17 protein-coding genes are annotated in these 25,115 nt (G+C 54.2%); 1 reads left to right on the top strand and 16 read right to left on the bottom strand.

Annotation, left to right across the window (positions count from 1 at the left end; translation table 11 throughout):
• Positions 1 to 45: 45 nt before the first annotated feature.
• From AC0YOB_RS05380 to AC0YOB_RS05340, 9 genes are all read right to left on the bottom strand, one after another.
• Complete coding sequence (locus tag AC0YOB_RS05380; RefSeq protein ID WP_475792307.1) at positions 46 to 849, bottom strand: carbohydrate ABC transporter permease; 804 nt, start codon at positions 847 to 849, stop codon at positions 46 to 48.
• A gap of 63 nt (positions 850 to 912) precedes the next feature.
• The gene (locus AC0YOB_RS05375) at positions 913 to 1,749 is read right to left on the bottom strand and encodes a carbohydrate ABC transporter permease (protein ID WP_475792306.1); all 837 of its coding nucleotides are present in this window, start codon (positions 1,747 to 1,749) and stop codon (positions 913 to 915) included.
• A gap of 160 nt (positions 1,750 to 1,909) precedes the next feature.
• Positions 1,910 to 2,671 (bottom strand): DeoR/GlpR family DNA-binding transcription regulator, encoded by a 762-nt coding sequence (locus AC0YOB_RS05370; protein ID WP_475767003.1) that lies wholly within the window; start codon positions 2,669 to 2,671, stop codon positions 1,910 to 1,912.
• A 252-nt stretch (positions 2,672 to 2,923) separates the two neighbouring features.
• Entirely contained in the window at positions 2,924 to 4,024 is a 1,101-nt protein-coding gene (locus tag AC0YOB_RS05365) for an alcohol dehydrogenase catalytic domain-containing protein (protein WP_475791889.1), read from the bottom strand.
• A 357-nt stretch (positions 4,025 to 4,381) separates the two neighbouring features.
• Positions 4,382 to 4,897, bottom strand: coding sequence for an MgtC/SapB family protein (locus AC0YOB_RS05360; protein ID WP_475791888.1), 516 nt, complete (start codon positions 4,895 to 4,897; stop codon positions 4,382 to 4,384).
• 264 nt (positions 4,898 to 5,161) lie between these two features.
• On the bottom strand, positions 5,162 to 5,968 hold the full coding sequence (locus tag AC0YOB_RS05355) for a TraX family protein (protein WP_475791887.1): 807 nt from the start codon (positions 5,966 to 5,968) through the stop codon (positions 5,162 to 5,164).
• A gap of 63 nt (positions 5,969 to 6,031) precedes the next feature.
• The gene (tatC, locus tag AC0YOB_RS05350; protein ID WP_475791886.1) at positions 6,032 to 6,790 is read right to left on the bottom strand and encodes a twin-arginine translocase subunit TatC; all 759 of its coding nucleotides are present in this window, start codon (positions 6,788 to 6,790) and stop codon (positions 6,032 to 6,034) included.
• A complete protein-coding gene (gene tatA, locus AC0YOB_RS05345) occupies positions 6,787 to 7,005 on the bottom strand; it encodes a twin-arginine translocase TatA/TatE family subunit (protein ID WP_379113194.1) in 219 nt (72 codons plus the stop codon). The genes tatC and tatA overlap by 4 nt, the downstream gene beginning before the upstream one ends.
• A gap of 48 nt (positions 7,006 to 7,053) precedes the next feature.
• Complete coding sequence (locus AC0YOB_RS05340; RefSeq protein WP_475791885.1) at positions 7,054 to 8,133, bottom strand: phage baseplate protein; 1,080 nt, start codon at positions 8,131 to 8,133, stop codon at positions 7,054 to 7,056.
• 412 nt (positions 8,134 to 8,545) lie between these two features.
• Here AC0YOB_RS05340 and AC0YOB_RS05335 point away from each other — a divergent pair, with 412 nt between their 5' ends.
• Entirely contained in the window at positions 8,546 to 10,234 is a 1,689-nt protein-coding gene (locus AC0YOB_RS05335) for a response regulator (RefSeq protein WP_475791884.1), read from the top strand.
• A gap of 24 nt (positions 10,235 to 10,258) precedes the next feature.
• Here the strand turns inward: AC0YOB_RS05335 and AC0YOB_RS05330 are convergent, their stop codons facing one another.
• The 7 genes from AC0YOB_RS05330 to AC0YOB_RS05300 all read right to left on the bottom strand — a co-directional run bounded on the left by AC0YOB_RS05330 (position 10,259) and on the right by AC0YOB_RS05300 (position 25,069).
• Positions 10,259 to 12,769, bottom strand: a complete 2,511-nt coding sequence (locus AC0YOB_RS05330; RefSeq protein WP_475791883.1) for a WG repeat-containing protein — start codon at positions 12,767 to 12,769, stop codon at positions 10,259 to 10,261.
• Between the two features lie 223 nt (positions 12,770 to 12,992).
• A complete protein-coding gene (locus AC0YOB_RS05325) occupies positions 12,993 to 17,303 on the bottom strand; it encodes a glycosyl hydrolase 53 family protein (RefSeq protein WP_475791882.1) in 4,311 nt (1,436 codons plus the stop codon).
• Between the two features lie 53 nt (positions 17,304 to 17,356).
• Positions 17,357 to 19,438: a beta-galactosidase gene (locus AC0YOB_RS05320; protein WP_475791881.1), complete on the bottom strand. Its 2,082-nt coding sequence runs from the start codon at positions 19,436 to 19,438 to the stop codon at positions 17,357 to 17,359.
• Between the two features lie 311 nt (positions 19,439 to 19,749).
• Positions 19,750 to 21,381, bottom strand: a complete 1,632-nt coding sequence (locus AC0YOB_RS05315) for an ABC transporter substrate-binding protein (RefSeq protein WP_475791880.1) — start codon at positions 21,379 to 21,381, stop codon at positions 19,750 to 19,752.
• A gap of 55 nt (positions 21,382 to 21,436) precedes the next feature.
• On the bottom strand, positions 21,437 to 22,351 hold the full coding sequence (locus tag AC0YOB_RS05310; protein ID WP_475767323.1) for a carbohydrate ABC transporter permease: 915 nt from the start codon (positions 22,349 to 22,351) through the stop codon (positions 21,437 to 21,439).
• Positions 22,352 to 22,392: 41 nt separating this feature from the next.
• Positions 22,393 to 23,313 (bottom strand): ABC transporter permease, encoded by a 921-nt coding sequence (locus AC0YOB_RS05305; protein ID WP_210040202.1) that lies wholly within the window; start codon positions 23,311 to 23,313, stop codon positions 22,393 to 22,395.
• Positions 23,314 to 23,497: 184 nt separating this feature from the next.
• Positions 23,498 to 25,069 carry a response regulator gene (locus AC0YOB_RS05300; RefSeq protein ID WP_475791879.1) on the bottom strand — a complete coding sequence of 524 codons (1,572 nt, stop codon included), beginning with the start codon at positions 25,067 to 25,069 and terminating at the stop codon, positions 23,498 to 23,500.
• Positions 25,070 to 25,115: the final 46 nt, after the last annotated feature.

Here is a 25,115-nt window from a genome sequence, read left to right as displayed (position 1 = left end):
TCTCCTCCGTCATAAATGTTTTGGAAAAACGGATATCGAAACCGGCTATTTGATCCCCGAATAAACAAACGCTTTCACAATCTGTCTCGAGCAGACCAGATAAACAAGCAGGATGGGGACAACCAGCACGACGTTGCCGGCCATAATGATATGCCAGTTGCTGATGCCCTCGGTTTCCCGGAGCATTGAAATGCCGATGGTCAGCGGCCTGACAGCGGACGAATCCGTCATGACCAGCGGCCAGAAGTAATCGTTCCAATGGCTGACGAAGCTGAACAGCGCAACCGTCGCAAGCGCCGGCAATGACATCGGTGTCATAATGTTCCATATGATTCTGTACTCACTGGCATTATCCAGTCTTGCCGCTTCGATGATTTCCTCGGGAATCTGCATGAAGTATTGGCGCAGCAGGAAAATGCCAAAGGCGTTGGACATGAACGGTATGATTTGCGGCAGCAATGTCTTGATGATCCCCCAATCCGCCAGCATCAGATAGACGGGAATGAAGGTCACCTGGCCCGGGATCATGAAGGCCAGCAGCACCATGCCGAACAGCACATTTTTTCCTCTGAATCTGTATTTGGCGAAAGCGTATGCAGCCGGAATCATCACAAGCAGCTGCAGCACGATGACCGACGCCGTAATCACGAGCGAATTCCGCGCATAGGTCAGGAACGGCCCGGCCTGCATCGCCTCGACGAAATTGCCCCACTGCGGCGACGCCGGAATCCAGGTGGGCGGAAACGAAAGCGTTTCCCGAAATGTCTGGAGCGAGGTCGAAATCATCCACAGGAACGGGAAAATAAAAACCGCCAGCACGGCCGCCTTCAGCAGCGCGTTCAATGACATCCGCAAATGTCTGAATTCAAGCCTCAAGGCTTTGAACCCCCTTTCCCGAACTTGTCGGCTGTTTCATTGGTAATGGACCTTCCTGGACAGCAGCCGGAAATACAGCAGCGTCAGCAGGGCGATGATGGCCATCAGCACGACTCCCGTGGCGGACGCATAGCCGATATTCGTGGTCCTGAAGCCGTAAATATAGTAGACCAGCGTATTGGTGGCATCATTGGGGCCCCCGCCGGTCATGATCTTGACGGTGTCGAATACTTTGAAGGAACCGATCGTCATAATAATCAGTACGAAAAAGAGCTGAGGCGAAATAAGCGGCAATGTAATTCGGAAGAATACCTGGAGCTTGCCGGCGTTATCCAGCCTGGCCGCTTCGAAGAGCGGGGTTGGAATGCTTTGCAGCGCCGCCACCATGATCAGCGTGTAGTAGCCGATGCCCTGCCATACCGACACGATGATGACGGACAGCATCGCTGTCCGGGAGCTCTGCAGCCACGGGGAGGCCGGCAGCCCGACCCCCTTCAGCACGTAATTGAGAAAGCCCAGATTCGGCTCCATCAGCCAGAGCCACACGAGCGATACCGATACAATGGAAATAATATGCGGAGTGAAGATGCCGGCCTGCACGACGGCATTCAGCCGGCCTTTCTTGCCGATCCATACGGCGATAAGCAGCGAAATCGCCATCGTCAGAACAACGACTCCTGCCGTGTACACCGCCGTATTGCCCAGCGCCTTGTAGAAATCTCCGCGTGTGAAAATCTGGTCATAATTGTCGAAGCCGATAAATTTGCTCTTCGCTTTGTTCATCAGATTGTATTTGAAGAAGCTCAAATATATCAGATAAATGACGGGATACATGACGAACAGACAGATGCCCGCCATGGCCGGACCGATCATGACATAGGGACGCAGCCCTTCCCATACCCGTCTTCGACTCTTTCCGATACCCTCTCCTCTTTCCTGCCGCTGTTTCATTCTATCGGCAATCCCGATGGGCGCCATTCACTTACCTCCTTCAATCAATAGGTGCCAGCCTTATCCCATAATGTGCCTGCCGTTAAACCGAATACACCGTCATGCCGAAATCCCGAAAAGGCTTGAGCTCCTCCTCCGAGGCTTCCGTCCCGGTAATGAGCGTATGAATGGCGCTGTTCGGAGCTACGGTATGAAGGGACAGCTTGCCGATTTTGCTGTCGTCCGTAACGACGATAATTTCCCGGGCCGCCTTGATCATGCCCTGCTTGGCGGGCACAAGCTGCGCTTCCGGATGCATAAGCCCATGAACGGGATGAATGGCGGGAATTCCGATGAAAGCCTTCTCGACATGAAGCGATTCAAGCACATGATCGGTAAACATGCCGTTGAGCATGTAGCTTGACGGATACAGCTCTCCTCCGGTCAATATTACCTTGACGCCGGAGGCATCACGCAGCTCGGCGGCGATATTGATATCGTTCGTCACGACAATAATATTGGAGCGGTGAATCAGATTGCGGGCAATATGAAGCGTTGTCGTACCCGAATCGATAATAATATGTTCTCCATCCTCGACAAGCCCTGCCGCCATCTGGCCAATCCGCATCTTCTGCTCCAGCTGCTTGGACGAGCGTTCGCTGAACGGCGGCTCGTCATGCGTCCACTGCTCGGCGATCACGCCGCCATGCGTCCGTTTCAGCAGACCTTCCTGTTCGATCTCCATCAGGTCGCGCCTGATTGTCGCCTCATGGACATTGAACTGCTGCGCCAGCCCGGCAACCGTCGCAATCCGGCATTGTCTCACATGTTCCACTATTCGCATTTTTCGCTCTGCTGCTAACATATACATCCTCCACACCTGTTCATATTTACTCATATCTATTGTATGATTTTTGTATTTGTTTGCAAGTGTGCGCGTTTTGCTGATGCAAGCCGGGAACGATCCTGCAGCATGGAGATACATAGTAAGGCGGATATCGTTAAGGAAAATGAGGTCGTATCATACAGAAGACCTTCCTTGTGGGCAAACTGACCGGCTCGCACCGAGAAAGGACGGGCGGTTATCACCACCAGCCTCATGCTCGAAAATGTTCATTTACCAGCGGAAGTCGAGCAGAACCTTTGTCCAGCTCCGATGAGCATCGGCTTCTTTCATGACACTATCGAAATCGCCTGCGGAAGCGATAACAGAGTGCTTCTCCGGCAGCAGTCTGCCGAGCGTGCGTTGACAATCCTGATCCTTCATCGCCGCCAGCACAGGATGGAAATCAGCTCTCGAGCTTCTGCTGCTTCCTCTCATCGTAATTCCTTTCTCCAGCACATCCCTTGTGTTGATCGGCACCCGGTCTTCCGTCACGCCCATCAGGATCAGCTGCCCGCCCGGCCTCAATATATCGATGGCCTGATTGATTGCGCTTTCGGAAAACCGGCCGCCGGTGCATTCGACTGCGATATCGAAGGAGGGATCGGAAGAGAAATCATAATCCTGAACCAGACTTACCGTTGCAAAATCGAACTGGGCGAGCTTCTCTGGAATCGCCCCGAATACGAGCAGGCGGTCGCGGCCAACGCCATATACATGCCGCAGCACGGCTGCAGCCAGATAGCCGACCGGCCCGTCTCCGAAGACGGCGATCCTTGCGTTTGCCAGCCTATCCGCCACAGGGGAAAGCGCCTGATAGGAAACCGAGCACAGCTCGGCGAGGACGGCGATCTCGTCCGGCACCTCGTCCGGCACGGGAATCACGCATGGGGCGGGCATCACCAGCCGGTTTTGGGCCATTCCGTCCATGCCGCTTCCCAGAAACCGGCCGCGGTGGCAATAGTTCTCCCCGCTGCCAGTGCGGCATGCCGGGCAGCATTGCTCCGGCGGAATGCCGTCCGACAGATAGCCGGGAATATTCGGAACTACCACTACTCTCTGACCGGGCTTCAGCCCGGGCGCACCGCTGGCAACGATTGTGCCAATGCCTTCATGAATGAGCGCCATCGGCAGCTTGCGCTCCAAAGCCTCCGGTCTTCTGTTCCCGCTGTAATAGCGCAAATCGGCGTGGCAAATGCTGCCCATCGACGGCTCGACCACGACCTGCCGGTCGGAAACCTCGTGCTCAATCGTCGCTTCGATGATTTGATGCGGCTTGATCAGCCTGTAAGCCTTGGATTTAACCTTCGTTATGCTGTCACTTGGTTGAATCAATCTCTAACCCTCCGCTCGTTATTGCGTTTTTATGATCATAAATGTTCATTCGTGCACATGGAGATAATACCGCCAATATGGGCAATCGTCAATACTTTTCTGAGTAAATATGTTTATTTATATTTATATGCGCTCATATAAGGTGGGTTTTTAATTCCATAATGTTTATATATGCTCGTTTAGGTCGATCGATTAAACCTTAGAAGTAACTTATAAATGCTATAAGGATCAAAAAAACCGGACCGGCAGCCGGACTCTTTCGGGGCGGTCCATTCCGCCTCCGGTCCAGTCCTACTGCCTATCCGGCTCTACTGCCCTCCCCATTCAGAGGCGGGCGAATATTTCCTGCCCCGATCGCTACAGCGCTTCCTCGTTCTTCTCCTCTGCCGTATTTTTAGCGCGGTTAAATACTCGTATCTCCAGATAACTTCCGAATTTTGCGATCAGCGCCGAAATAAAGACCGTAAAAATGACCATGCCGTAAAATCCGGCGCCGATGCCGATCCCCACACCCCCGACAAACAGTATCATCGACGCCGAGGTCAGCCCGCTAATCTTGAGGCCATTCTTCAGTATGACGCCTGCGCCGAGAAAACCGAGTCCCGATACGATCTGCGCGGTCAGTCGCATCGGGTCCATCATTGTTCCGTCGCTGCCGGTGCTCAATTTTTCGACGCTGTATATGGAAATCAAGGTAATGAGCGTACTCGCCACGCAGACGTACATATAGGTTTTCAATCCGGCGGGCTTGCTCTTCGATTCGCGGTCCCAACCGATCAGGAATCCGAGAATAGCGCTCAGAGATACCCGCACATACATTTCATAATAGTCTTTCATATGCATCTTGGCGTCCATCAAAAGGCCATCCAGCATATGACCACCTCCTTTTTTATAGTATTTGGACAAAAAAGGCCGTCCGCCAAACAGCGGAACGGCCCATATATCCAAAAAACCAGAAAGTATAAAATTTGGCCTTGCCTTTTCTGATATTTCTGAGGGAAGAAACTTGCCGCGCAGCCAAAGGACGGCGACAGCCGTTTCTTCTTGGCCGCGAGGGTCTGCGGCAAGAGCTGGTGGATAATCTCGAAAGTTTTTTATGGATGAGTGCCGTACATCAAATGCTTGCCGGAACTGAAATCAAAAAATTCGTTTTATTATTTCTTCGATCGGCCCAGTCCCAATAATGAGCTCCAGTACGGCCAACAGCGCCAAATGGGCGGGGTAGAAGCTTCTCCACAGCCATTTTGGCATGCGCCGCCGCTCCATCTGCCTGAATATCTCGGGCCAGTAGGCGATAAACACCGTCGAGAAGATGCTGAAGAGCTCCAGCACCCAGCTCTTGAGAATAATAAACAGGATGTTCAGGCCAAAATGGCCGATCACCATAAAATGGCTTGTCGTATAGGTGTAAATGAGCACCAGCAGCAGCCCGTAAGCGCCATAATCGAAGTTGAGCGCCTCCATGACGACGGCCGCTGCGATTGCGGCGGGAATCCAGATGCTTTTCCTCCAGTTCTCGATTCCGTACAGCACGACGAGGCAGACAAGCAGCGTTCCTGCCGCATTCACCCCAACGGTACCGAGAGCAAAGGTGAAGGGCAGCTGGGAAATTAACGCAATCCAGAACAGACGCCGCATATACAGCTTCATATTGCTCGTCCGCCTGTATCCCAGTACAATGCAGTAGGCGTAAATAGGGAACGCGATCCGGCCAATCACCCGCAGAATGGTCAGATCCTTGAAGAAGGTTACGCCAAGATGGTCGATGAGCATCGTCACCATGGCAATCAGCTGCATATGCTTTCCTCTTTTCCTTGTAATTGTGCCGATCGGCTCCATTCCTCTATATAATGCCATAATGCCGCATATGTCCGCTACTTTCAAGGACAGGCTGGGCTGGCCCGCTTCCAGCACCTCTGCCCCGTCCCGCCGGCACAGTGACATAAAAAAATCCCGCCATCGCTTATTGTTTATAAGCGAAAGACGGGATTGCCGTGCTGCCGGCTGTCAGGATTGCTGCGATTTCGCTTCCATCCTGCCGGATAGCAGGACGCTGCCCTCGTAAAGTACGATCATCGGCACGTAAACGAGCAGCATCGATACGGCATCGGGCGGTGTGATAACGCCTGCGACGACAACAAGCACGAAATACGCGTAACGGCGAAACTTGCGGAGCATGCGCGGCTTTAACAGCCGCAGCTTCGTCAGAAACAGCACAACGATGGGCAGCTCGAACATGAGCGCTATCGGAATCGTGATGTTGAACAGGAAGGAGAAATACTGCATAATGCCGTAAGTTTCGGTCAACTCGAGCCGATGCGCGACACTAGAAGTGAACATAATCGCCATTCTGAAGACGATAAAGTAACCGAAGGCGAGACCCGCCAGAAACAGCAGCAGTGCGGCGGGAATAAACATAAACGAGACCTTCCGCTCCTCCTCCATGAGCCCAGGCTTCAGAAACAGCCACAGCTGGTACATGGAGAACGGGAGCGATACGACGGCTCCGCTGATGAATCCGACATTCAAGTACAAGCGCAGCGCATCACCCGGCGAAAAAATGTTCCAGGCCAGCCGGTCTGCAGGCGGCATGCTCTTCATCCATTCGATCAGCGTCTGCGCCGCAATCAGCCCTGCCGCCACGCTGACAAGAAGCGCGGCCAGCGCGAATACGATTCTTCTGCGCAAGTCGGTCAAATGCCCGACAAGCGTCATCTCACCTTTACGTTCCCGGGCTCCCTGCCTGCCCGGAGAAATTCCGATCATGAATTGCGCGGCTCGGCCGCCTTGCTCCCCGCCTCATCCAAAGGCAGCTCCTTATCCGGTTCTCTGGAAGCCGACAGCGCTCCGGTTGTAGCGTCTTTGAATTCGCGGAACATTTTTCCGAAGCCCCGTCCAAGCTCAGGCAGTTTATTCGGCCCGAACAACAGAAGAGCCACCAAAGCGATTAAAATAATATGCCACGGCGACAGCATACCCATGATTTATCCCTCCCGCTATGTTTTTTGCGAAGTCATTATCATAGAGAATCATAGAAACGAATTCTTGTAGAAGATAGTCGCTTTCCGGCTGCCGGCTGCTCCCGACGCGAAGCCGAAGCTTAGACGGCCTGTGCTCTCGTCGTTCGGATTCGTCAAGCGAATGGCCATGCCTTCCGGCTCCCGATAGGCCAGCGACACACCGGCCTGGGTATGGAAACGGTCCACCTGTGTGCCCGTATTGAGATCGACGGTGGTCAAATACGTATTGCCCGGCGACGGGTTCGAGGTGCTATAGGCGGTTCCATCCAGGAGGTACAAATATTTGCCGTATACGCAATAGCCTTGAAACACGCCCAATGTCGCGGGCTGATAGACGCTCGCGATTGCGGTACGGCCGCCGGCTTTGAAAGCCTGCAAATTGTATACGTCAAAACGGGGGTTGGTCGTCGCGTCCCGGTAGCGGACAATCAGATTGCCATGGTAATTATCGATATTGCAGGTGTAGCTGTAGTTGCCCGTGCCCGGCACCGTGTATTTGGTCAGAGAGGGATTGGTATTATAGAGCGTCGTTCCATTGGCAAACGGGAACCGGCATATTTTCGAGCCCCAGCTGTCCGCCCCATCGATGACGCCATCCGTCTCTGTCCACAGATAGGCCGAAGTGCCGGACGGCTCCACGCCGATCGATACGCCGTGGCCGAATCCCTTCAGTGCCATCTGGCCGAGAAGCGAGCCCGTCATGCTCAGCTTCGTCACGGTCAGATCGCCCGAGGACGAGGGCGAGCCGTACGTAATCTGCACCGTATAAATGGCATTGTTGATGCTGTCGAAACCGAAGGACTGCATGACCGTTGCGCTGCCAAGCGACACCTCGCGGAACATTTCGCCGCCCGAGCCGCTCAGCGAGAAGCGGGGACTGTCCGGAAGAGCCGCGGCAGCCGCTCTGCTTCTGCCGCCGCCAAGCGCGATGCCCGGGAACATTGCCGCTGCGGCGATCCCTCCGCTCAGCATCAGAAATTTCCGCCTGCTGAAGCTTTTGTCCGATAGTGAAGCCGACTCCTGCTCCGCCGAAATGTTTGCGTTTTCATCCCTGGCTCTTTCTTTCTTCTCCTTGCCGGTCTCCATCATGATTACACCTCCGATATGAATGTTTGTTCGCCTTACATCGTCAGTTTATTGAAAATCACGGCAGCGGAATAGAGTAAAAAAACCGATATCGGCGGTAAAATATCAACTTTTTCGCTTAACTGCCAAATTATGATAGAGCGATGTCGAATGAGCGTTTGCCCGAATGGACAGACGCAAGCAGCGCGCCGCGAATATCAGGGTATTATTTTGACAATACCAGCCAATCGTCAACTTGTTGCGATATATCCGTTGCGCCTGCCGGCAGGACATTTATAATGAACGGATAACGGGAAGGCGGAGCACGCAGACGCGGAGCTTGCAGGAATCGCCTGGCCTGCAGGTAATTCCTTCCCGTATTGGGGCGGACGCTGCCTCATATTCGAGAAAATCAAACGGGGAGAGGAACGGTGCAATGTACAATCTGTTGATAGTCGACGACGAGCCGAGAATCGTAAGCGGCCTCTACGAACAATTTCTGGATTGGAAACCGGAAGAGCTGAACGTATACCGCGCTTATTCGCCCCTCGAGGCGCTGGCGATCCTGACTGGCTCCAAGATGGATATCGTCCTGACCGACATTCATATGCCCGGGATGAGCGGGATCGAGCTCCAGCAGAAAATTCACGAGCGCTGGCCGCGCTGCAAAGTCATTTTTCTGACGGGCTACAGCGATTTCGATTATATCCAGTCGGCCATGCGAAACGGCGGAATGGACTATATTCTGAAGGTTGAGGGCGACGAGCCGATACTTGCCGCCGTCGGCAGGGCGATTGAACGGCTGAGGGATGAGCGGGTGTCCGACAATCTGCTGCAGAGGGCAAGAGAGCAAATGCAGGCGGCAGGACCGATGCTGCGCAAGGAATATATATCCGGGCTGCTGCAGGGGGAGCTGAGTGCCAAGACCGTCGACCGCGACCGCTTCGAGGAGCTGCAGATTCCGCTGTCGGCAGCGGAAAATGTATTGCTGGCGGTAGGCCGGATCGACCAGTGGCCGGACGATCTGCGTCCTTCGGATAAATCGCTGCTTATGTACGCTGTTCAAAATATTTCCGGAGAATACATGAACACGCTCCGGCTGCTTTCGATCCCGGCCAATCCCTCCCGCCTCGTATGGCTCATTCAGCCTGCAGCGGGAGACGACGGATCCGGGAGTGTTGCGGAAGTCACCGAGTGGGAGGCTTGCGCCGCCTTTGTTCATGGTACGATGTCCGATATTCAGGATGCGTGCCGGACGACGCTGAAGCTGCCGCTATCGATTGCCATTAGCTCGGTCTGCTGTCCGTGGTCCACCGCGGCTGCCCAATATATGCGGCTGGAGCAGCTGCTTCAGCGGGGGTTCGGTCAGGATACGGAGATGCTGCTGTCCGACGCGGTGCCGGCTACCTCTTCCCTGTCCCCCGAGTCGGCCTGTTTCACAAAGCAGGATATCGCCCTTCGGCTGAAGGCGGTCAAGCAGCTGGAAACCCTGCTGCTGGGCGGTCAGAAGGATGAATTTTTCGCTTTGTACGAGGACACTGCGGAAACCGCCCGGACGCTGCAGAAATTTACTGAGTTCCAGCCGTTCCTGGTCGAGCTTGAGTATGCCTTTGCTTCCCTTTTTCTGTCTTACATGAACCAGTGGGGGCTGCTGGAGACGGTAACGGCGTCCAGGGAGGCGGGAACGCTGCTTCACAGGGGGGCATTCGTATCGTGGGCGGAGACCGAGGAGTATTACCGGGAACTCTCCTGCCGGTTATTTGCCTTGAGGACGGGCGAGCAGCAGGACCGGACGCAGAAGATTTTGACGATGGTGAATCTATATATCGAGCAGCATCTCGCCGAGGACCTGTCGCTCGACAGGCTGGCCAACCATGTCTACCTGCATCCGACCTACCTGTCGCGCCTGTACAGGCAAATGACGGGTACCCGGCTGTCCGACCGGATCAAAGAGCTGAGACTGAATAAAGCCAAGGAGCTGCTGGCCGCTCCCCGGCTGAAAATTCATGAAGTATCGGCCAGCGTCGGATTCGAGTCAGCCCATTATTTCACCAAGGTGTTCAAGAAGGAGCTGCATATGACGCCGCAGGAATACAGGGACCGCTGCTGCACGGAACAGAATTAGCTGTGCCGTGTACGGCCCATCCTATCAGGCGTGAAAGGATTTCCAGAACTCGCCTTCCGTGTCGATGATATCCCTGATCTGCGCAAAAGGAATCGTAAAGGTCGGGAACCCCGCGACGTATGGAGCGATCTCATAGGGCTCGAAATATAAATGGAGTGCATCATCAGTCACATAAAACGGCTGGTCCGGCCGTATGCCGGTATAGCTATCCGGGAATACGTACGAATATTGCGGATCCTCCCTGATTTGTTTGCCGACTATATCGCTTAGTACCTTCACATAGTCGCTGCCTGGCTTAAACAGGTCCTTTAGCGCATACATACGGCCATTGGTCAAATTCAGGATCGCATATGTTTTGGTCGGCATGCCGTGGGCGGCGCCGAATGGAAAATTATATCCATTCAGCGCAAGCTGCAGCAGCTTCTGTTTGTAAAACGCGACCTCGAAATCGCCGGAGTACGAATAATCGAGCTTTTTGCTGGCGGGAACCGGCTTGACCTGGGACATTTCCTTCAGCTTGGCGTTAACGGTCCGCTGCGCGGCTTGATTCGCCATCCCTTCAACTTGGGGGTAATAGACGAGATAATCCGCATTTGGCTTATATTTCTCCTCTTTCACAAGGTAAGGAGGCTGGAGCGGGATAACCTTATTTTGCTGCCAGACGACGCGTCCGGCACGGGTCAAATAAGACAGCCGCTGATCGACGAATGCCTTGATCAGGCCATTCTCCTCCAGTGTAAGCGTGCCGCTGCCCTCCACGCGCGGATAACCCGGCGCAGGCTTGCCGCTGCGATCGATAAAGTACGTTTGCTTCGCGTCGTAAACCGAGGCAAGTCCGTCCTTGAAATTGGAAACGTCATTATACAGGAAGTCCGACAGCCGTTGGCCGTTCCAGTCGGCGATGGCGTAGACCGAGCCGACGAAGGGCTGCTCGGGGTCGACCGCCCGGCCGAGCGCCAGCCGCTCATCCCCCAGATCCCGGATGTCGTTGTACTCAGGCTTGACAATGAAGGCTCCCTGCTTGTCGATGACACCGTAGCTCGATTTGTAATCCTCGGCCGTATTGACAATGGCCCGGCCGTCACGGAACGCAAATGCCGACGAATAGGACGGCTCGATCACGAAAGTCCCGCGCTCGTCGATATAACCGTACTTGCCGGCGGATTCCCGTTGGAAGGCGAGCAGTCCGTCGCCAAGCGGTCCCACATAAGCATACGGATAGGTGGCGAGTCTGCTTCCGTCCGGCCCAATGAGCGCATATTCATTGTCCTTGATTTTTACAACTGCCTTACCAGCGGCAAAATCGTTCGCTTCCTCGAACTGTGCCGGAATCGCTTCGTTCCCCCGGGAATCCAGATAGCCGTAAAGACTGATGCTGCCATCGGCATCGCCGCTGCCGCCTTCTGTGACATAGAAGACCGCTCTTCCGTCCTGCATGTCCGCGATAAACGGGTACGCCCGCTTTGTCAGCACCGTTCCTGTCTCGTCGATCAGCCTGAACCCCTGGCTGTCGATTGCAGCCGCCCGCTCTTCCGAGAACGGGCTGATCGAATCATAAACAGGCTTCACCACGTAATTCGCTGATGTGTCGATAACGCCGTAGCTCCCATTCTCGCTGACGATTGCGAGGCCATTCTGCTGAAAATCCCGCGCATCGTCGTACAGGGGGAGAATCGCCATCCTGCCGCTGCTGTCAATATAGCCCCATTTCGTCCCGCCCACCGTTTTGAGCGATGCGGGGAACAATCCTGCCGCCCGCGGCATGTTCATCAGCTCCAGCATCTGCCTGATGTTCCGCTCAAGCGCAAGCAGCGCCTCGCGGGAAGGATAGGGCCGGGTGAAGCCGAGCGCCCTTCGGACCGACACCAGCGCCTCCTGCGGCATGCCGGCGCGGTACTGCGCATCGGCAAGGTAATACCAGTAGAACGGGTAATCCGGATGCTGCCGCGTCATCCGCTCATAGTAGCGGACGACCCCCGGGAAATAATAAAAATATACATCCGGCGCGGGCACGAACTTCCCGCTGTCCCACCTCAGCACCTCGACGCGGTATGCCTCCCCCGTGTCGTGGATCCAGAGCGCGATTTCCGCTTTGCCGTCACGCCCGTCAAGGCCCGGCATATCCATCACTTCCAGATAGCTGTAGGCCATATCGGCGGGAGCCGCATCCTTCAGCCCTTCCCGCGTCCACTCGTAGACCGACAGCTTCGACCAGATCGAGCCGATCTGCCAGCCGACGATCAGATTGTTCAGGCCCGGTCTCATGACGGGCGCCGCCGTCAGCAGCGTCACGCCGTAGCCCTGCCCTTTCACATTCGCGGCAATCTCCCACATGCGGTCCCGGTATTTCAGCACAAGCAGGTAAAGCTCCCCATTCAGACGGTAAACAGCTGCGATTTCCGGTACCCGATCCCCGGTTAAATCGGCGGCATATACCGCCGCATGCGCAGCAGGCCCGTTGGTCATCATCAGTTGCGCTCCCGCCGGTAAATGGGCCATGGCGATCTGCGTCAGCATCGGTTCGTTAACGGCCATGTCAGCATCCTCCCCTATTCCCGCATTCTTCGCCTAATGGTATGCAGTCTGCCGCAAGATATGCTTGCTTGCGGAGGAAACATGGTCAAATCCTTTTCGTTTCTGCGGCTGCTTGTAATCCCCCTCTTCTAATGAAGCTGAAAAAACGTATCCCCGCACCGGATTCGAATCCGGTGCGGGGATACGTGAAATCTCTTTCTACATTAAAAAATGGAATCGTTTGTCACTGCTTCTGAAACAAACGATTGATGATCACGGCTGCCTGCGCTCTTGTGGAAGGCTCCTTCGGAGCGAATCTTCCGCCGCCCATCCCTTCAATAATCCCGGATTGCTGCATGGCGTCTACAGCCTCTGCCGCATAAGCCGATATCTTGGACCGGTCGGCAAATGCAGCAGCCGCCGCTGAGCCGTGTAATTCGATTTGCTGCAATTCGGCTATTTTATAAACCATTACCGCCATATCCTGCCGCGAAACAGGGTCATTCACGCCAAAGCTGCCGTCTGTCCTGCCCTTGACGATCCCGAGCTTCTGCGCCGACGTGACTGAATCGGAGTACCAGTGCTTCTCCTTCACGTCCCGGAATGTGGACGGCTCGCCTGGCGCAGCAAGATCGAATGCGTTCATCAGCATGGTGATGAATTCCGCTCTTGTAACTGCCGCCCCCGGGTTGAAGTTTCCATTCCCGTCTCCGTTAATGATTCCTCTTGCCGCCAAAGTCTCAATAGCGTCGATTGCCCATTCGCTTTTCTTGAGGTCTCCGAATGAGATATCCGCATATCCGAGGGCGTATTTACTGAAATGCTCCGCTTTAAATTCAACACTGCCGGCTGCCGGATTATATTTGCCGTTTTTGATGATGGTCAAATCGCCCTCATCATTGATGTAATACACGATGATCTTGTTGGGATTTTCCCCGGTCATCAGCTTGTAGGCAATAGCAATCTGCATCTCGTTCCCGTTAAATCCGGTTATAGGCTGCCCGTCCAGGGTCAAGCTGAAATCGTAGACCGCATGGTCGCCAATCCGCTCTTGTGCCGCTGCAGGAAGACTGTCTTTGCCGACCTTGGCAACCGTGAGCTGCAGGCTCGAACCCGCCGTCCCTTCTTTGCCGGCAAACAGGCTGGTCAAGAAGGATAGAGTTGTGAACCCCATATCGACTTTAATCGTATCGATGGCATCATCTCCAGCCGCGAGTATGGGCTGATACGGGATATCCACCTTCACTTCCCTGGTATTATCCAAAGCGGCGATCTCGATGGTGAGCGTCTGGACAGAGGAGTCCAGCATTGCAGCCTCCATGTCCGCCGCTCTCAATTGTATGACCGCATCACCGTTCGCATCGATGACAGGCTGTACCTTGATCATTCCTATACCGACCGAATAGGCCGGCGCTGCCCATGGTGAGGGGAAACCGGATGGCTCCTGACCCCCGCTGACATCGTCGTTATTACCGTTATTGTCACCGTCACCGTCATTGTCATCATTGCCGTTGTTATCGTCACTGGCCTTTGCCGGTGTGCCGGTTATTGGAATACCGGCAGAGCTATTTCCAGTCAGATCGACCGTACTGATCTTAAACGAGTAGCCGGTGCCGTTCGTCAGACCGGAAATAACGGCATGTTCCGCTCCTTTGGCGGCATACACGGCATCAATGACGGTCCCGTCCACCGATTCTATTCTAATCTTCTCCAAATCGCTGTCGCCCGGATCCGTCCAGGATAACGCGAGCTGCCCGTCGCCTTCGGCGACAGCGGCGCCTGTTACCTCTCCCGGAGGCGTCGTATCCGGCAGATCTCCGGTTTTGACAAGGGTTATGTTATCCAGATAACCCCAATAATCCGCGCTGGCCGATGCCGTAAAAGCAACGGTCACCGTTCCGTCCGTCACGCGGATGCCCGGAATGCTGAAGCCGCGCCAGATATTATGCCAATCGGATCCGGCCTGGCCCTGATTGATAATGTTCGCTGAAGCGCGGCCGGATGGCGTTTCGGCACTGAGCTTCAATTCGGCAACGCCGGGATCGTTCGCCGCTCTGCCGGCATCGTCGATCACCATATTGCTTTTTCCTGCAGAATGCGCCGTCAAGGTATAAAACCCGTTTGGCAGCCCATTTACCTTCTGCGACAGCATAAAAGCATACGCGTCCTTCGACCAGTAATCGAAGTAGCCGGTTCCGGCATAAACCTTGCCGGCCCCTGTCTCGCGGATCGCGTCAAATACGCTGGAGTCTTGGGCGGAGCCTGCAGCGGCTCCCGTTAACGTCCACGCGCCGAACTGGCCTTCCCGTTCAAATCCGCCATCCGGTATCAAGCCTTCCGCGCTGCCGTCCGTCTTCAAACTGAATGTGCTTGCCGGACTGTTCGTATAACCGGGCTTGGATGCCATCGCTTTCAATACCGTGTTGGCGGCAATCGCAACCGGCCCCGTATAAACAAGCGTCGTACTGGTGTTGCTGGCATAACCAGGCTCGCTTCCGTCCGTCGTATAGTAGATCACGGCACCTTCCGTCCCGCTGGACAGCTTAACCTTCGAAGGAACAGGCAATGCCGCCTCCGCCGGGAGCGCCGCATCCCCGATAGAAGCCGTTACCGGCTGCGCCTGTGTCTGTGCATCCGTACTGGTCGGCAGGCCGAAATAAAAATCGTCGACATCTCCCCATGCTCCCGCAGCTCCATTGAGATTCACGCCGACCGTGACATGTCCGGAGGTAACCGGAACCTGCAGACTGTATGGTTTGAAATTGTTCCAGCCTGCCGGCACAGCGTCGATCTTCATCATCGCCGAAGGATCGCTTGCATCATATCCCACAGCGTACAGATAGGGAACCGCCGCGTCGCTCAGAGCATCCCCGTCCACCCATGCGGAGAAGGTATAGGTAGCATTAGCGACATTAAGGGTTTGCGACACCGTGGCGTCGTTAAAAGCGGAATCACTCCAGTAATGGATCGCATTGGTGCCGGAACGGGGCGTCGAGCCTGCTCCTTGAGGCGCTCCGATGGAAGGACTGGATACCGTCCAACCGGCGGACCCGCTCTCAAGTCCCGGATTCGTCAGCAGATTCGGCGGCTGCGCAGAATGCACCGTAATCACGGCCGAGGCTGCCTGCGTCTCGGAGCCTACCGTTCCATAAGCCGTGTAGACACCGGGTTCCGCCGTATTGACTGCTGATGTGTCCCATGCCGATACCGCAGCGGGTTTGTAGCGACCATCGCTGTACTGCCCCTGTACGGAAGAAGGCAAGCTCAGAACCCCGCCTGCCTCCATGGTTCCGTAATACGGGTCCGCAGCGATAAATACCGGCGCGGGGGCGGCAGCTGTCCCCCGAACGAGATTGAATACATCGATGGATGGCAGCGCTTTTCCCGTGTAATCGAACAATGCCTGATTTTCCCATCCGCTGCCCTGTCCGGCAATCCAGCCCGTGTCATTGCCCGGAAGCCAGTCTGCTCCCCAGTAGAACAGACCCAGCCCCTGATTGCCTGGCACATTTGCCAAATTGTTGATGACATCGCGGATGGCTGCCGCCTGACCCTGCGGCGTAGGGGTGTAGCCTGCCGTATAGGCGCTGCTTCGATCAAAGTTATTGATCGTCTCGTCTCCCGGCTCAAGCGTCCAGGCATAAGCCGTCTCCGCCACGATGACCGGTTTGCCGTACCGGCTAGCCAACGTATTCATAATAACAGCATTTTGCTCCGTCGTTCCGTGCCAGAACGGATAATCGGAGATGCCGATCAGGTCAAAATCGACCGCTGTACCGCCGGTCGTCCAGGTGTCCAGATTCCAGGTAAACGTGCCTGTGCTGCCGCTGGAATTCCCAGCGATGTGGATCATGATTTGAATGTCCGGATCAACCGCTCTCACCGCTGCGGATGCTTTCTGGAGAAAAGGCGCCGCTTTCTCTGCGGAATCGCCATCCGGCCAGAGCAGCCCTCCGTTGATCTCGTTGCCGATCTGTACCATTTCCGGGAGAACGCCTTCCGCTTCCATCGCGGTCAGCACATCGTATGTGTAGCGGTACACATCCTCCTGCAGCACGGTCCCGCTGTGATTGGCCCAGGCCTTTGGCTTATTTTGCTTGCCGGGATCAGCCCAGAAGTCGCTGTAATGAAAATCCAGCAAAAGCTTGATCCCGAGCGCCTTTGCCTGTTTGGCCGTGGCAATATCCCGGGCCAGATCATTGTTCCCGCCGCCGATCGGCTGACCGAACGCATCAGTCGGATCGTTCCAGATCCGCAGTCGGATATAGTTGACGCCATGCTTCTTCAGCACCTGCATGGCGCTCATTTCCGTACCATCGGTATCGTAAAACTTCCGGCCTGCTTTTTCAAGCTCATAGAGCTCGGAGACATCCGCCCCCATGATAAAATCGCTTCGCTGTCCGTTCTGCAGTCCCGGGACCGGATCCACCGAGACGGCGCCTGAAGCTGGCTGTGCCGCGAAGCCCGTCATCGTTCCCACCGGATAACAAGACAGAATAATGAAGAAGACGAGCCATTTTGCCGCCAGGGAACGATAAGACATCCTGCTTTTCATATACATTTTTCAGCTCCCGTCAGATTATTATTTATTCACTTTTCACTCATTCGCTAAGTGCGTTCATGGAGGAGAGCGCTGCTTCGTTTCAATACACGGGAAGCATACACAGGAAGCGTAAGCTTCATTAACACGGGCTCTCCCGTCTCAGCATCGGTATAGGCCTGATCCAATTCCAGCGTCCGCTCCTCTCCCGAGAAATTAAGCAGAAACACAAAATCATGCTCCCCGTCGGAACGAAGCTGTGCCGATACGCCTCCAGGCAGCTCGATATCCATCGCGCGTCTTACGCCTGCATCCGATACCAGCTTTCCATATAACCCGTCATAGAACGCCGGATCATTAACGCGCGCCGCCAGATAGTAAGCCTTGCCTTTGCCCGGTGCATTAACCGTTAATGCTGGCCGTCCGGCATAGAAATCTTCCTTATACTGGCCAAGAATATCTGCGCCTTCGGAATGGATCAGCTCGCAGATTTCATGAACTTCGAAGGAACCGGCCAATCCGAGTGCGTTCCCGGGCGTCATGACGATGCCATTGCGGTCGTGATCATGCAGTCCTTCAACCTCCTCCGCCCAGATGCCGAGCGTCTTGCGCAGCGGACCGGGAAAGCCGTTCAGGTGGCACAGGTCATTCTCGTTCACAATGCCGGACCAGTAAGTGACGAGCAGCGTGCCGCCATCCAGAACGAAACGCTCCAGCAGCTCCCCCGTCTCCTCGCGGAGCAGATAGGCCATAGGCAGGACAAGCAGTTTATAAGCGGAGAAATTATCACCAGAGCCGATAATGTCCACCGGAATGCCTTGTCGCCACAAAGCCCGATAGTGCTGCATCACCGTCTCTTCATAATGAATGCCCTGATTTCGCGGCCCCTGGGCATCGTTGACCGCCCAGCGGTTATCCCAGTCGAACAGGATGGCCGCTTCCGCCGGAACATCCGTGCCGATCAATTCCGATAAATGCGACAGCGATTCTCCCAGCGATGCAACGTCCTGGAACACGCGGGTATGCTCATGCCCGACATGATCCACGACCGCGCCGTGAAATTTTTCACTGGAGCCCCGGCTTTTGCGCCATTGAAAGTATTGAACCGTGTCCGCGCCGTGCGCAACAGCCTGCAGCGAAGACAGTCTGTGCATCCCGGGCCGCTTCAGCTTGCTGACTGGCTGCCAGTTCGTCTGGCTCGGCGTGCTTTCCATCAGCATGAACGGTTTTTGCTTCAAGGAACGGAATAAATCGTGATTGAAGGCAAACCATGAAGCAACATTGTCCTCTGCGGGCGACTCATGCCATGTCGGATATGCATCCCACGATATGACGTCCACAGCTTTGGCAAACTCGCGGTAATCCAGCCCGTCGAACAAATCCATCATGTTTGCCGTACAGGGCAGATCGGGATTGACCGCTTTCAGCGGATTGATTTCATGCAGGTAGAAATCGATTGTCTGATCGCTGACGAACCTTCGCCAATCGAGATTCTGCCCGTGCACCATGGTCTCGCCATGCGGTGCGGGCGATTCGATCTGCTGCCAGGATGTATACGTATGGCTCCAGAAGGTCGTCCACCACGCCTGGTTCAGCGCTTCGAGAGAGCCATACTTCCGCTTCAGCCAATTCCGGAAAGCATCCTGGCAATAATCGCAGTGGCATTCGCCGCCGTACTCATTGGAGATATGCCAGCCAATAACCGCCGGATGTGCCGAATACCGCTCCGCCAGCCTGGCATTCATGATGCTCACCTTCTCGCGGAAAACCGGTGACGTGTAACAATGGTTGTGCCGGCGCCCATGCAGATTTCTCCGGCGGTCCGCTCCGACGCGAAGCACCTCCGGATACTTCTCCGACATCCAGGCCGGCCTGGCGCCGCTTGGCGTCGCCAGCCAGGCGAATATGCCGTTATCGGCGAAAGCATCCAGCACGTTATCCAGCCAATCGAACCGGAATGTCCCCTCCTCCGGCTCCAGCATAGACCAGGAAAAAATGCCTACCGCCATGACATTGCATCGGGCCAGCTTCATTAGACGAATATCCTGCTCCAGAACATTCGGATCGTGCAGCCATTGGTCCGGGTTATAATCCGCGCCGTGCATGAAGACCGGCAGCTTGCTGCTGATCGGTGGAAATTTCTTGTTCATCCTGTTTCATCTCCCAAGTTCTAGAAGTCTGGTGAATGACAGGCGGAGCAGGCGGAAATAGTCTGGAGAAGCGTAAGCGTTCGCCTTTGTACCCCGAATTTACCAGGTAAAGGTGACAATGCTTCCCACTGTGTTGATTGTGGGCAGCATTGCACCAAAGGTATCAAAAATAAAAAAATTCAGGGGTACAACAGCGATCGGAAGACGTTTCCGCATGCGAAGCCAGATTTTTTCACCAGACTTCTATATTAGTCGTCAAAAAGAAGGAGAGGTCGGTTCCCACCTGCCTCTCCGTCTGCTTGCAAATATGATTACTGCTGCCCGGCAAGGAACGCGTCAATTTGACTTTGCAGCTCCTGCCGGATCTTGTCGATACCGGCTGCTTGCAGCTGCTTGATCAGGTCTGCCTGGCCTTTATCCAGATCCTTGATCAATCCGTATTCCAGCGGAATCGAGTAACGGAGCATAACGTTGCCTACGTTGGCCACTTCATTCTTCACCTTGGCATTATCGAACACGAAGGTCTCCAGCGGAAAGTGATACACTTTATCCTTCCAGCTGTTGGCGATATCCGTTGCTGCCTGAGGAAAGGTTGCACTTGTGCGGTTTAACGGCGAATTCCAGCCCCAGTTGGAGAAATTCGTATAATTGGCCGCATTCGGACCGGGCTGGAACTTGTCGTCGCCTACCGGATCGTAATGCTTGCCGGTAATGCCGTACATCGTCAGATCATGAATTTCCTTATCGTTCTGAAGGAGGTCGATCAGCATCAGAGCGCGCTCCGCGTTCTTGGATGTGGCATGGACAGCCATCCCGTTCTGAGTCGAGATCGAGCCGATTTTCTTCTTATCCGGCGTCAAATCGGCAATAGCTACCTTTACTCCCTGCTCGTCCTGGCCCGCTTCCTCCACGTTGGCAGCCACTGTGCCCAGATTCTGCGCATAGGACGCCGTCTTGCCTGCTTTCATATCCTGCCATACGTCATTCTTGTTGCTGACCACATTCTTCGACCAGGCCTGATTATCGGCCAAATCTTTATAGTACGTCAGAAGCTGCTTGAATTCCGGCGTATCGTATACATTGAATACCTGGCCTTTGGCGTCGTCCAGTTTATAAGCCAGCGGGATGTCGTAGTTGACCAGGTTCCAATCATTCTGCTGCTCCAGCAAAATTTGGTCGAGCTCATGCCATTTCCAGCCGTCAGCCGGTTTGGCGCCATAAGCGTTGATGCCCTTCTCATTAGCTGCAATCGCTTTCAAATAAGCGGCAAATGCCTCCGGGCTGTTCACCGGTTCGAGGTTATATTTCTGGCGAAGATCGTCGCGTATGAGAACGACCTTGTCGGTCACTTCCTCGTTATTGTTTGGCACCATGTAAAGCTTGCCGTTTACTTTCGCCTGATCCCAGGAAACCTTGGGCATCGCTTCCCATGTTTTCGGCGCATACTTGGAAAGCATGTCATCCGTCAATTCCAGGAAACCGCCTTTTAATGCCTGATCGTTGTAGAACGCCCAGTTTGCGGTAAAGGCAATGTCGAAATCCTCGCGTGCCGCAAATTTTAGCGGGTACTTCTGCTGCCAGTCTGCCCAGTCCAGAAACTCGGCTTCGACCGTTGCGTTGATCCTGGTCTTCAGCAGCGTATTGAGCTGGCCAAATACCTCGTCATAATCCGCTGGCTTGGCCCCGATGAGAAGCAGCTTCAGCTTGACCTCGGAGGTTGTATCCGGCTGCCCGTCAGCTGCATTGGCTTGACCCGCAGCATCCCCGGCTGCGCTGTTTTCCGTGGCGTTTTCCTTATTGTTTTCCGCACCGCTTTGTTCCGTATTGCCTGTATTGCCTGTATTCGCTGTTTTCTGGTTGTCGCCTCCGCATGCGCTTAACACCACCGCCATTACAAGCATAACGGCGAGCAGAAGCATGACATGTTGTCCCTTTCGTTTCACGATTGAAGTCCCCCTTATTCATTATTCATATATTGATAACCAGGTTTCCCTGAGGTCATCCTTTAACGGAGCCGACTGTAAGCCCTTGCACAAAATAACGCTGGATAAACGGATAGGCAAGTATAATGGGCCCTGTTGCCACAATGGTCATCGCCATCTTCAGGCTCTCCGTCGGCAGATTGATATTGATGGCAGCGCCGGATTCGAGCATGGCTCTGCGCATTCCGTCCATGTTTCCGAGCATCCGGTATAAATAGTACTGGAGCGGCATCAGGTCGGAATTGGAGATAAACAGAAGCGCGTTGTACCAATCGTTCCAGTAACCAAGCGCGATGAAAAGACCGATAGTGGCCAAAGCCGGCTTGGAGAGCGGAACGATGAGGCGCATGAAAATGAGGAAATCTCCCGCTCCATCGATTTTCGCGGATTCCGTGATGGCCTCCGGTATGCTGCTCATGAAGCTTTTCATGACAATGATATAAAAAACGTTAAGCAGCATCGGCAGAATGAGAACGATCAGCGTATCCTTCAACTGCAGGTAATTCACAATCATCAGATACCACGGAACGAGACCGCCGCTGAACAACGTTGTAAAGAAGAAGAAGAACGAGAATTGGGAACGCCACTTGAAATCCTTGCGGGAGAGCACATAGGACGTCATGGCGGTCAGGAACAAGCCAAGCAGCGTTCCAACCGCAGTAACAACGAGAGTTACACCATACGCCTTGAGCATTTCTGCCGGATACCGGAATAATATGCCGTATGCCTCAGTAGAAAAATCGCTGGGGAAAAACGAGTATCCGTTTTCAATAATTTTGCTTTCTTCGGTAAGTGACGAAGCAATGACCATGATAAATGGCAGAATGCAGAGCACCGCCAGCACAGCGAGCACAGAATAGCCGATGATCGAAAGAAGCATGCGGTCCGTACGCATGCCGCGCCTGACTCCTGCCGCAGGCTTCGGCTTCATGTTGTTCAGTAGGGTAGAACTCATCGCCTGACCTCCTTTATTTAGAATAGCGCGCGGTCTCCATCGTATTTGCGGACCGCATAGTTGGCCAGCATAATGGTCCCGAACCCGAGAACGGACTGATAAAACCCGGCGGCTGCCGACATGCCGATTTCATTCGAGGTTGTGAGCGACCGGAACACGAAGGTATCGATCACATCCGTCGAGGAGAACAGCAATCCGTTATTGCCGACCATGTTGTAGAACATTCCGAAGTCTCCGCGGAAAATATTCCCGATGGCCAGAAGCACGAGAATAATCAGAGTCGGATACAGGTTGGGAACGGTTATTTTCACGATTCGTTGAAAGATATTGGCGCCATCGATTTCCGCAGCTTCATACATTTCGGTATCGATGCTGGTGATGGCGGCCAAATACATCACGGATCCATATCCAAGCGTTTTCCAGGCGGATACGGCGACCAGAATTACCGGCCAGTAGGCGGAAGTGTTGTAAATGTCGACCGGCTCCATCCCGAGCCCCTTCAGCAGAACATTCACCGTGCCGACATCAAAGTTGAACAGGTTGTAGGCGATAGCTCCCACCACCACCCAGGAGATGAAGTAAGGCAGGAACAATGCGGTTTGCATCAGCTTCCGAAACCACTTGCCAACAGCCTCGAAGAGCAGGATGGCGGCGCATATTTGCAGGACATTGTTCACGAGAATGAATGCGATGTTGTAAAGCGCCGTGTTTCTCGTGACCCGCCAAGCATCGCCGGAATCGAAGAAGAATTTGAAATTATCGAGTCCATTCCACGGGCTTCCGAAGATACCGCCGTCGTAGTTGAATTGTTTGAAGGCAAGGACGATTCCCGCCATTGGCACGTAGGCGAACAGTATAAAGAACAATACAGCCGGCAACAGCATCAACAGCAGTGTCCTGTACTTGATGACATCGCCCCAGAAGGTCTGTCGGTTCATTCTTAATTCTCCTCTCGTTGTCTCTACTCTGTTCATTATAAAGGGACTGCGCCCGATGCAGGATTCAGCGGAGCAACTAAAGCTAATACAAAATCCACGATTGCATGGAATCTTATAATTCGACGTATAGTCATAAAAAATAGCCCGAATCCGCCAAAGACCCGAGCCACATCAAGCCAGTCCGTTATATCTTGTGTTTCTTCCGGTATTCTCCGGGAGTCATGCCCATGGATTGCTTGAACTGCCTGTTGAAGTAAATGATGTTCTTGTACCCCACCCGTTCCGCAATCTCGTAAATCTTGAGCGTCGGATCGGATAACAGCTCGCACACGCGGTTCGTCCGGCGTTCATTCAGATAATCGCTGAAATGGACGCCTGCCTCCAGCTTAAACAGATGTCCCAGGTAATTGGGCGTAAAATCAAAGTGTGCCGCCACCTCTTTCAGCGTAACCTTCTGCTCCAGCTTATCCTCGGCATACCGCATAATCTCGTCGATCAATTTCCGTTTTTGTCTTTGCTTCTTCACATACAGCAGCTCGGACAATTCGAAGAAGCGTCGCCGCAGCCAGGACAGAATATCATGGACCGTTTCGGATTGAAAAAGGATATCCGGCTGATGCGATTCCCATTTGAGGAGCTCGTACAGATTTTCGTTCATTTGCTGCATTTCGGCATGGAGCTTGGAGGTAATGCGGATGATCAGATCATAAACGTCGTTCTTGTCGGCGAATTGTTTCCCCCTGCTGAACAGGTTCAGCAGACAGTCATCGATGGCAACCAAATCGTAAATCATAATCGCCTGAAGCATCCGCTCGATCGTCTCATCCATACGCGAAGCCGGCTTGCCGTTGAATTCGGAAACCGTCACATCCCGGATCAGCCTGTTTTTGCCCAGAAGCCATTTGGCGCTCAGCGCAGCCTGGGCCTGCCTGTAGGATTCGTGCAGCTGCTCCTCGTCGTACGCATATGCGCCGACACCAATGGTTATCGTTACATCTGCAGCCTGACGGATGGTTTGCAGCAGCTCTCCGAGGTAGGTGAGAAATCGGTCCTCCTGACCGACAGCGAGCAGGACGAAACGGGTATTGTGGGAAACAATAAATAGGCCGAGCGCCTGCTCGCGGACCATATCCCGGATCAGACTGATTACCTGACCTGTCAGAAGACGCCTGTTCTCTTCCCCCATATCGCGCGTCTTCCTCTCCAGATCGTCGATTTCGATCAGGGCGACGGCAGATCCGGCCTTCAGCAGCGGACTTAAGACGCCCCGGATATGCGTCTGCGCCTGACCCGGGGCGAGATCGTTGAACCAACGCAGCAGCAGCTCTTCATTGACGAGTGAAAGCGTCTCCGTAAAAGAGCGGTTCCAATTCTGTTCCTGCTCCACCTTCTCGCATAGAGAAAGGAGCATCTCGTAAAGCTCTTTATCCTTCACGGGCTTTAGCAAATAACCCGAAACATTCATCGCTATCGCTTCCTTGGCGTAGCCGAAATCCTCATGACCGCTGATAAACACAATCTTGACCTGCGGATTGATCGCCTTGGCCTGCCTGGCAAATTCGATGCCCGACATAATCGGCATCCGGATATCCGAAAGAATGATATCCACCTGCTCCTGCTTCATCAATTTCAAGGCGCTGAAGCCATTATTGGCCGTACCTGCCACGTTCAGGTCCAATCCGCTGCCGAGCACTCTGCGCCGCAGCCACTCCAGATCAACCGATTCATCGTCTACCAACAAGATGTTTAGACCCATAAGCCAGATTCCTCCTGCTGCTCTCGCAAAGATTTAACAGAAACGG

The sequence above is a fragment of the Paenibacillus sp. JT31N17 genome (assembly GCF_056269255.1).
The sequence above is the reverse complement of the archived record's forward strand: the minus strand, read 5'-3'. Positions and strand labels throughout refer to the sequence as shown.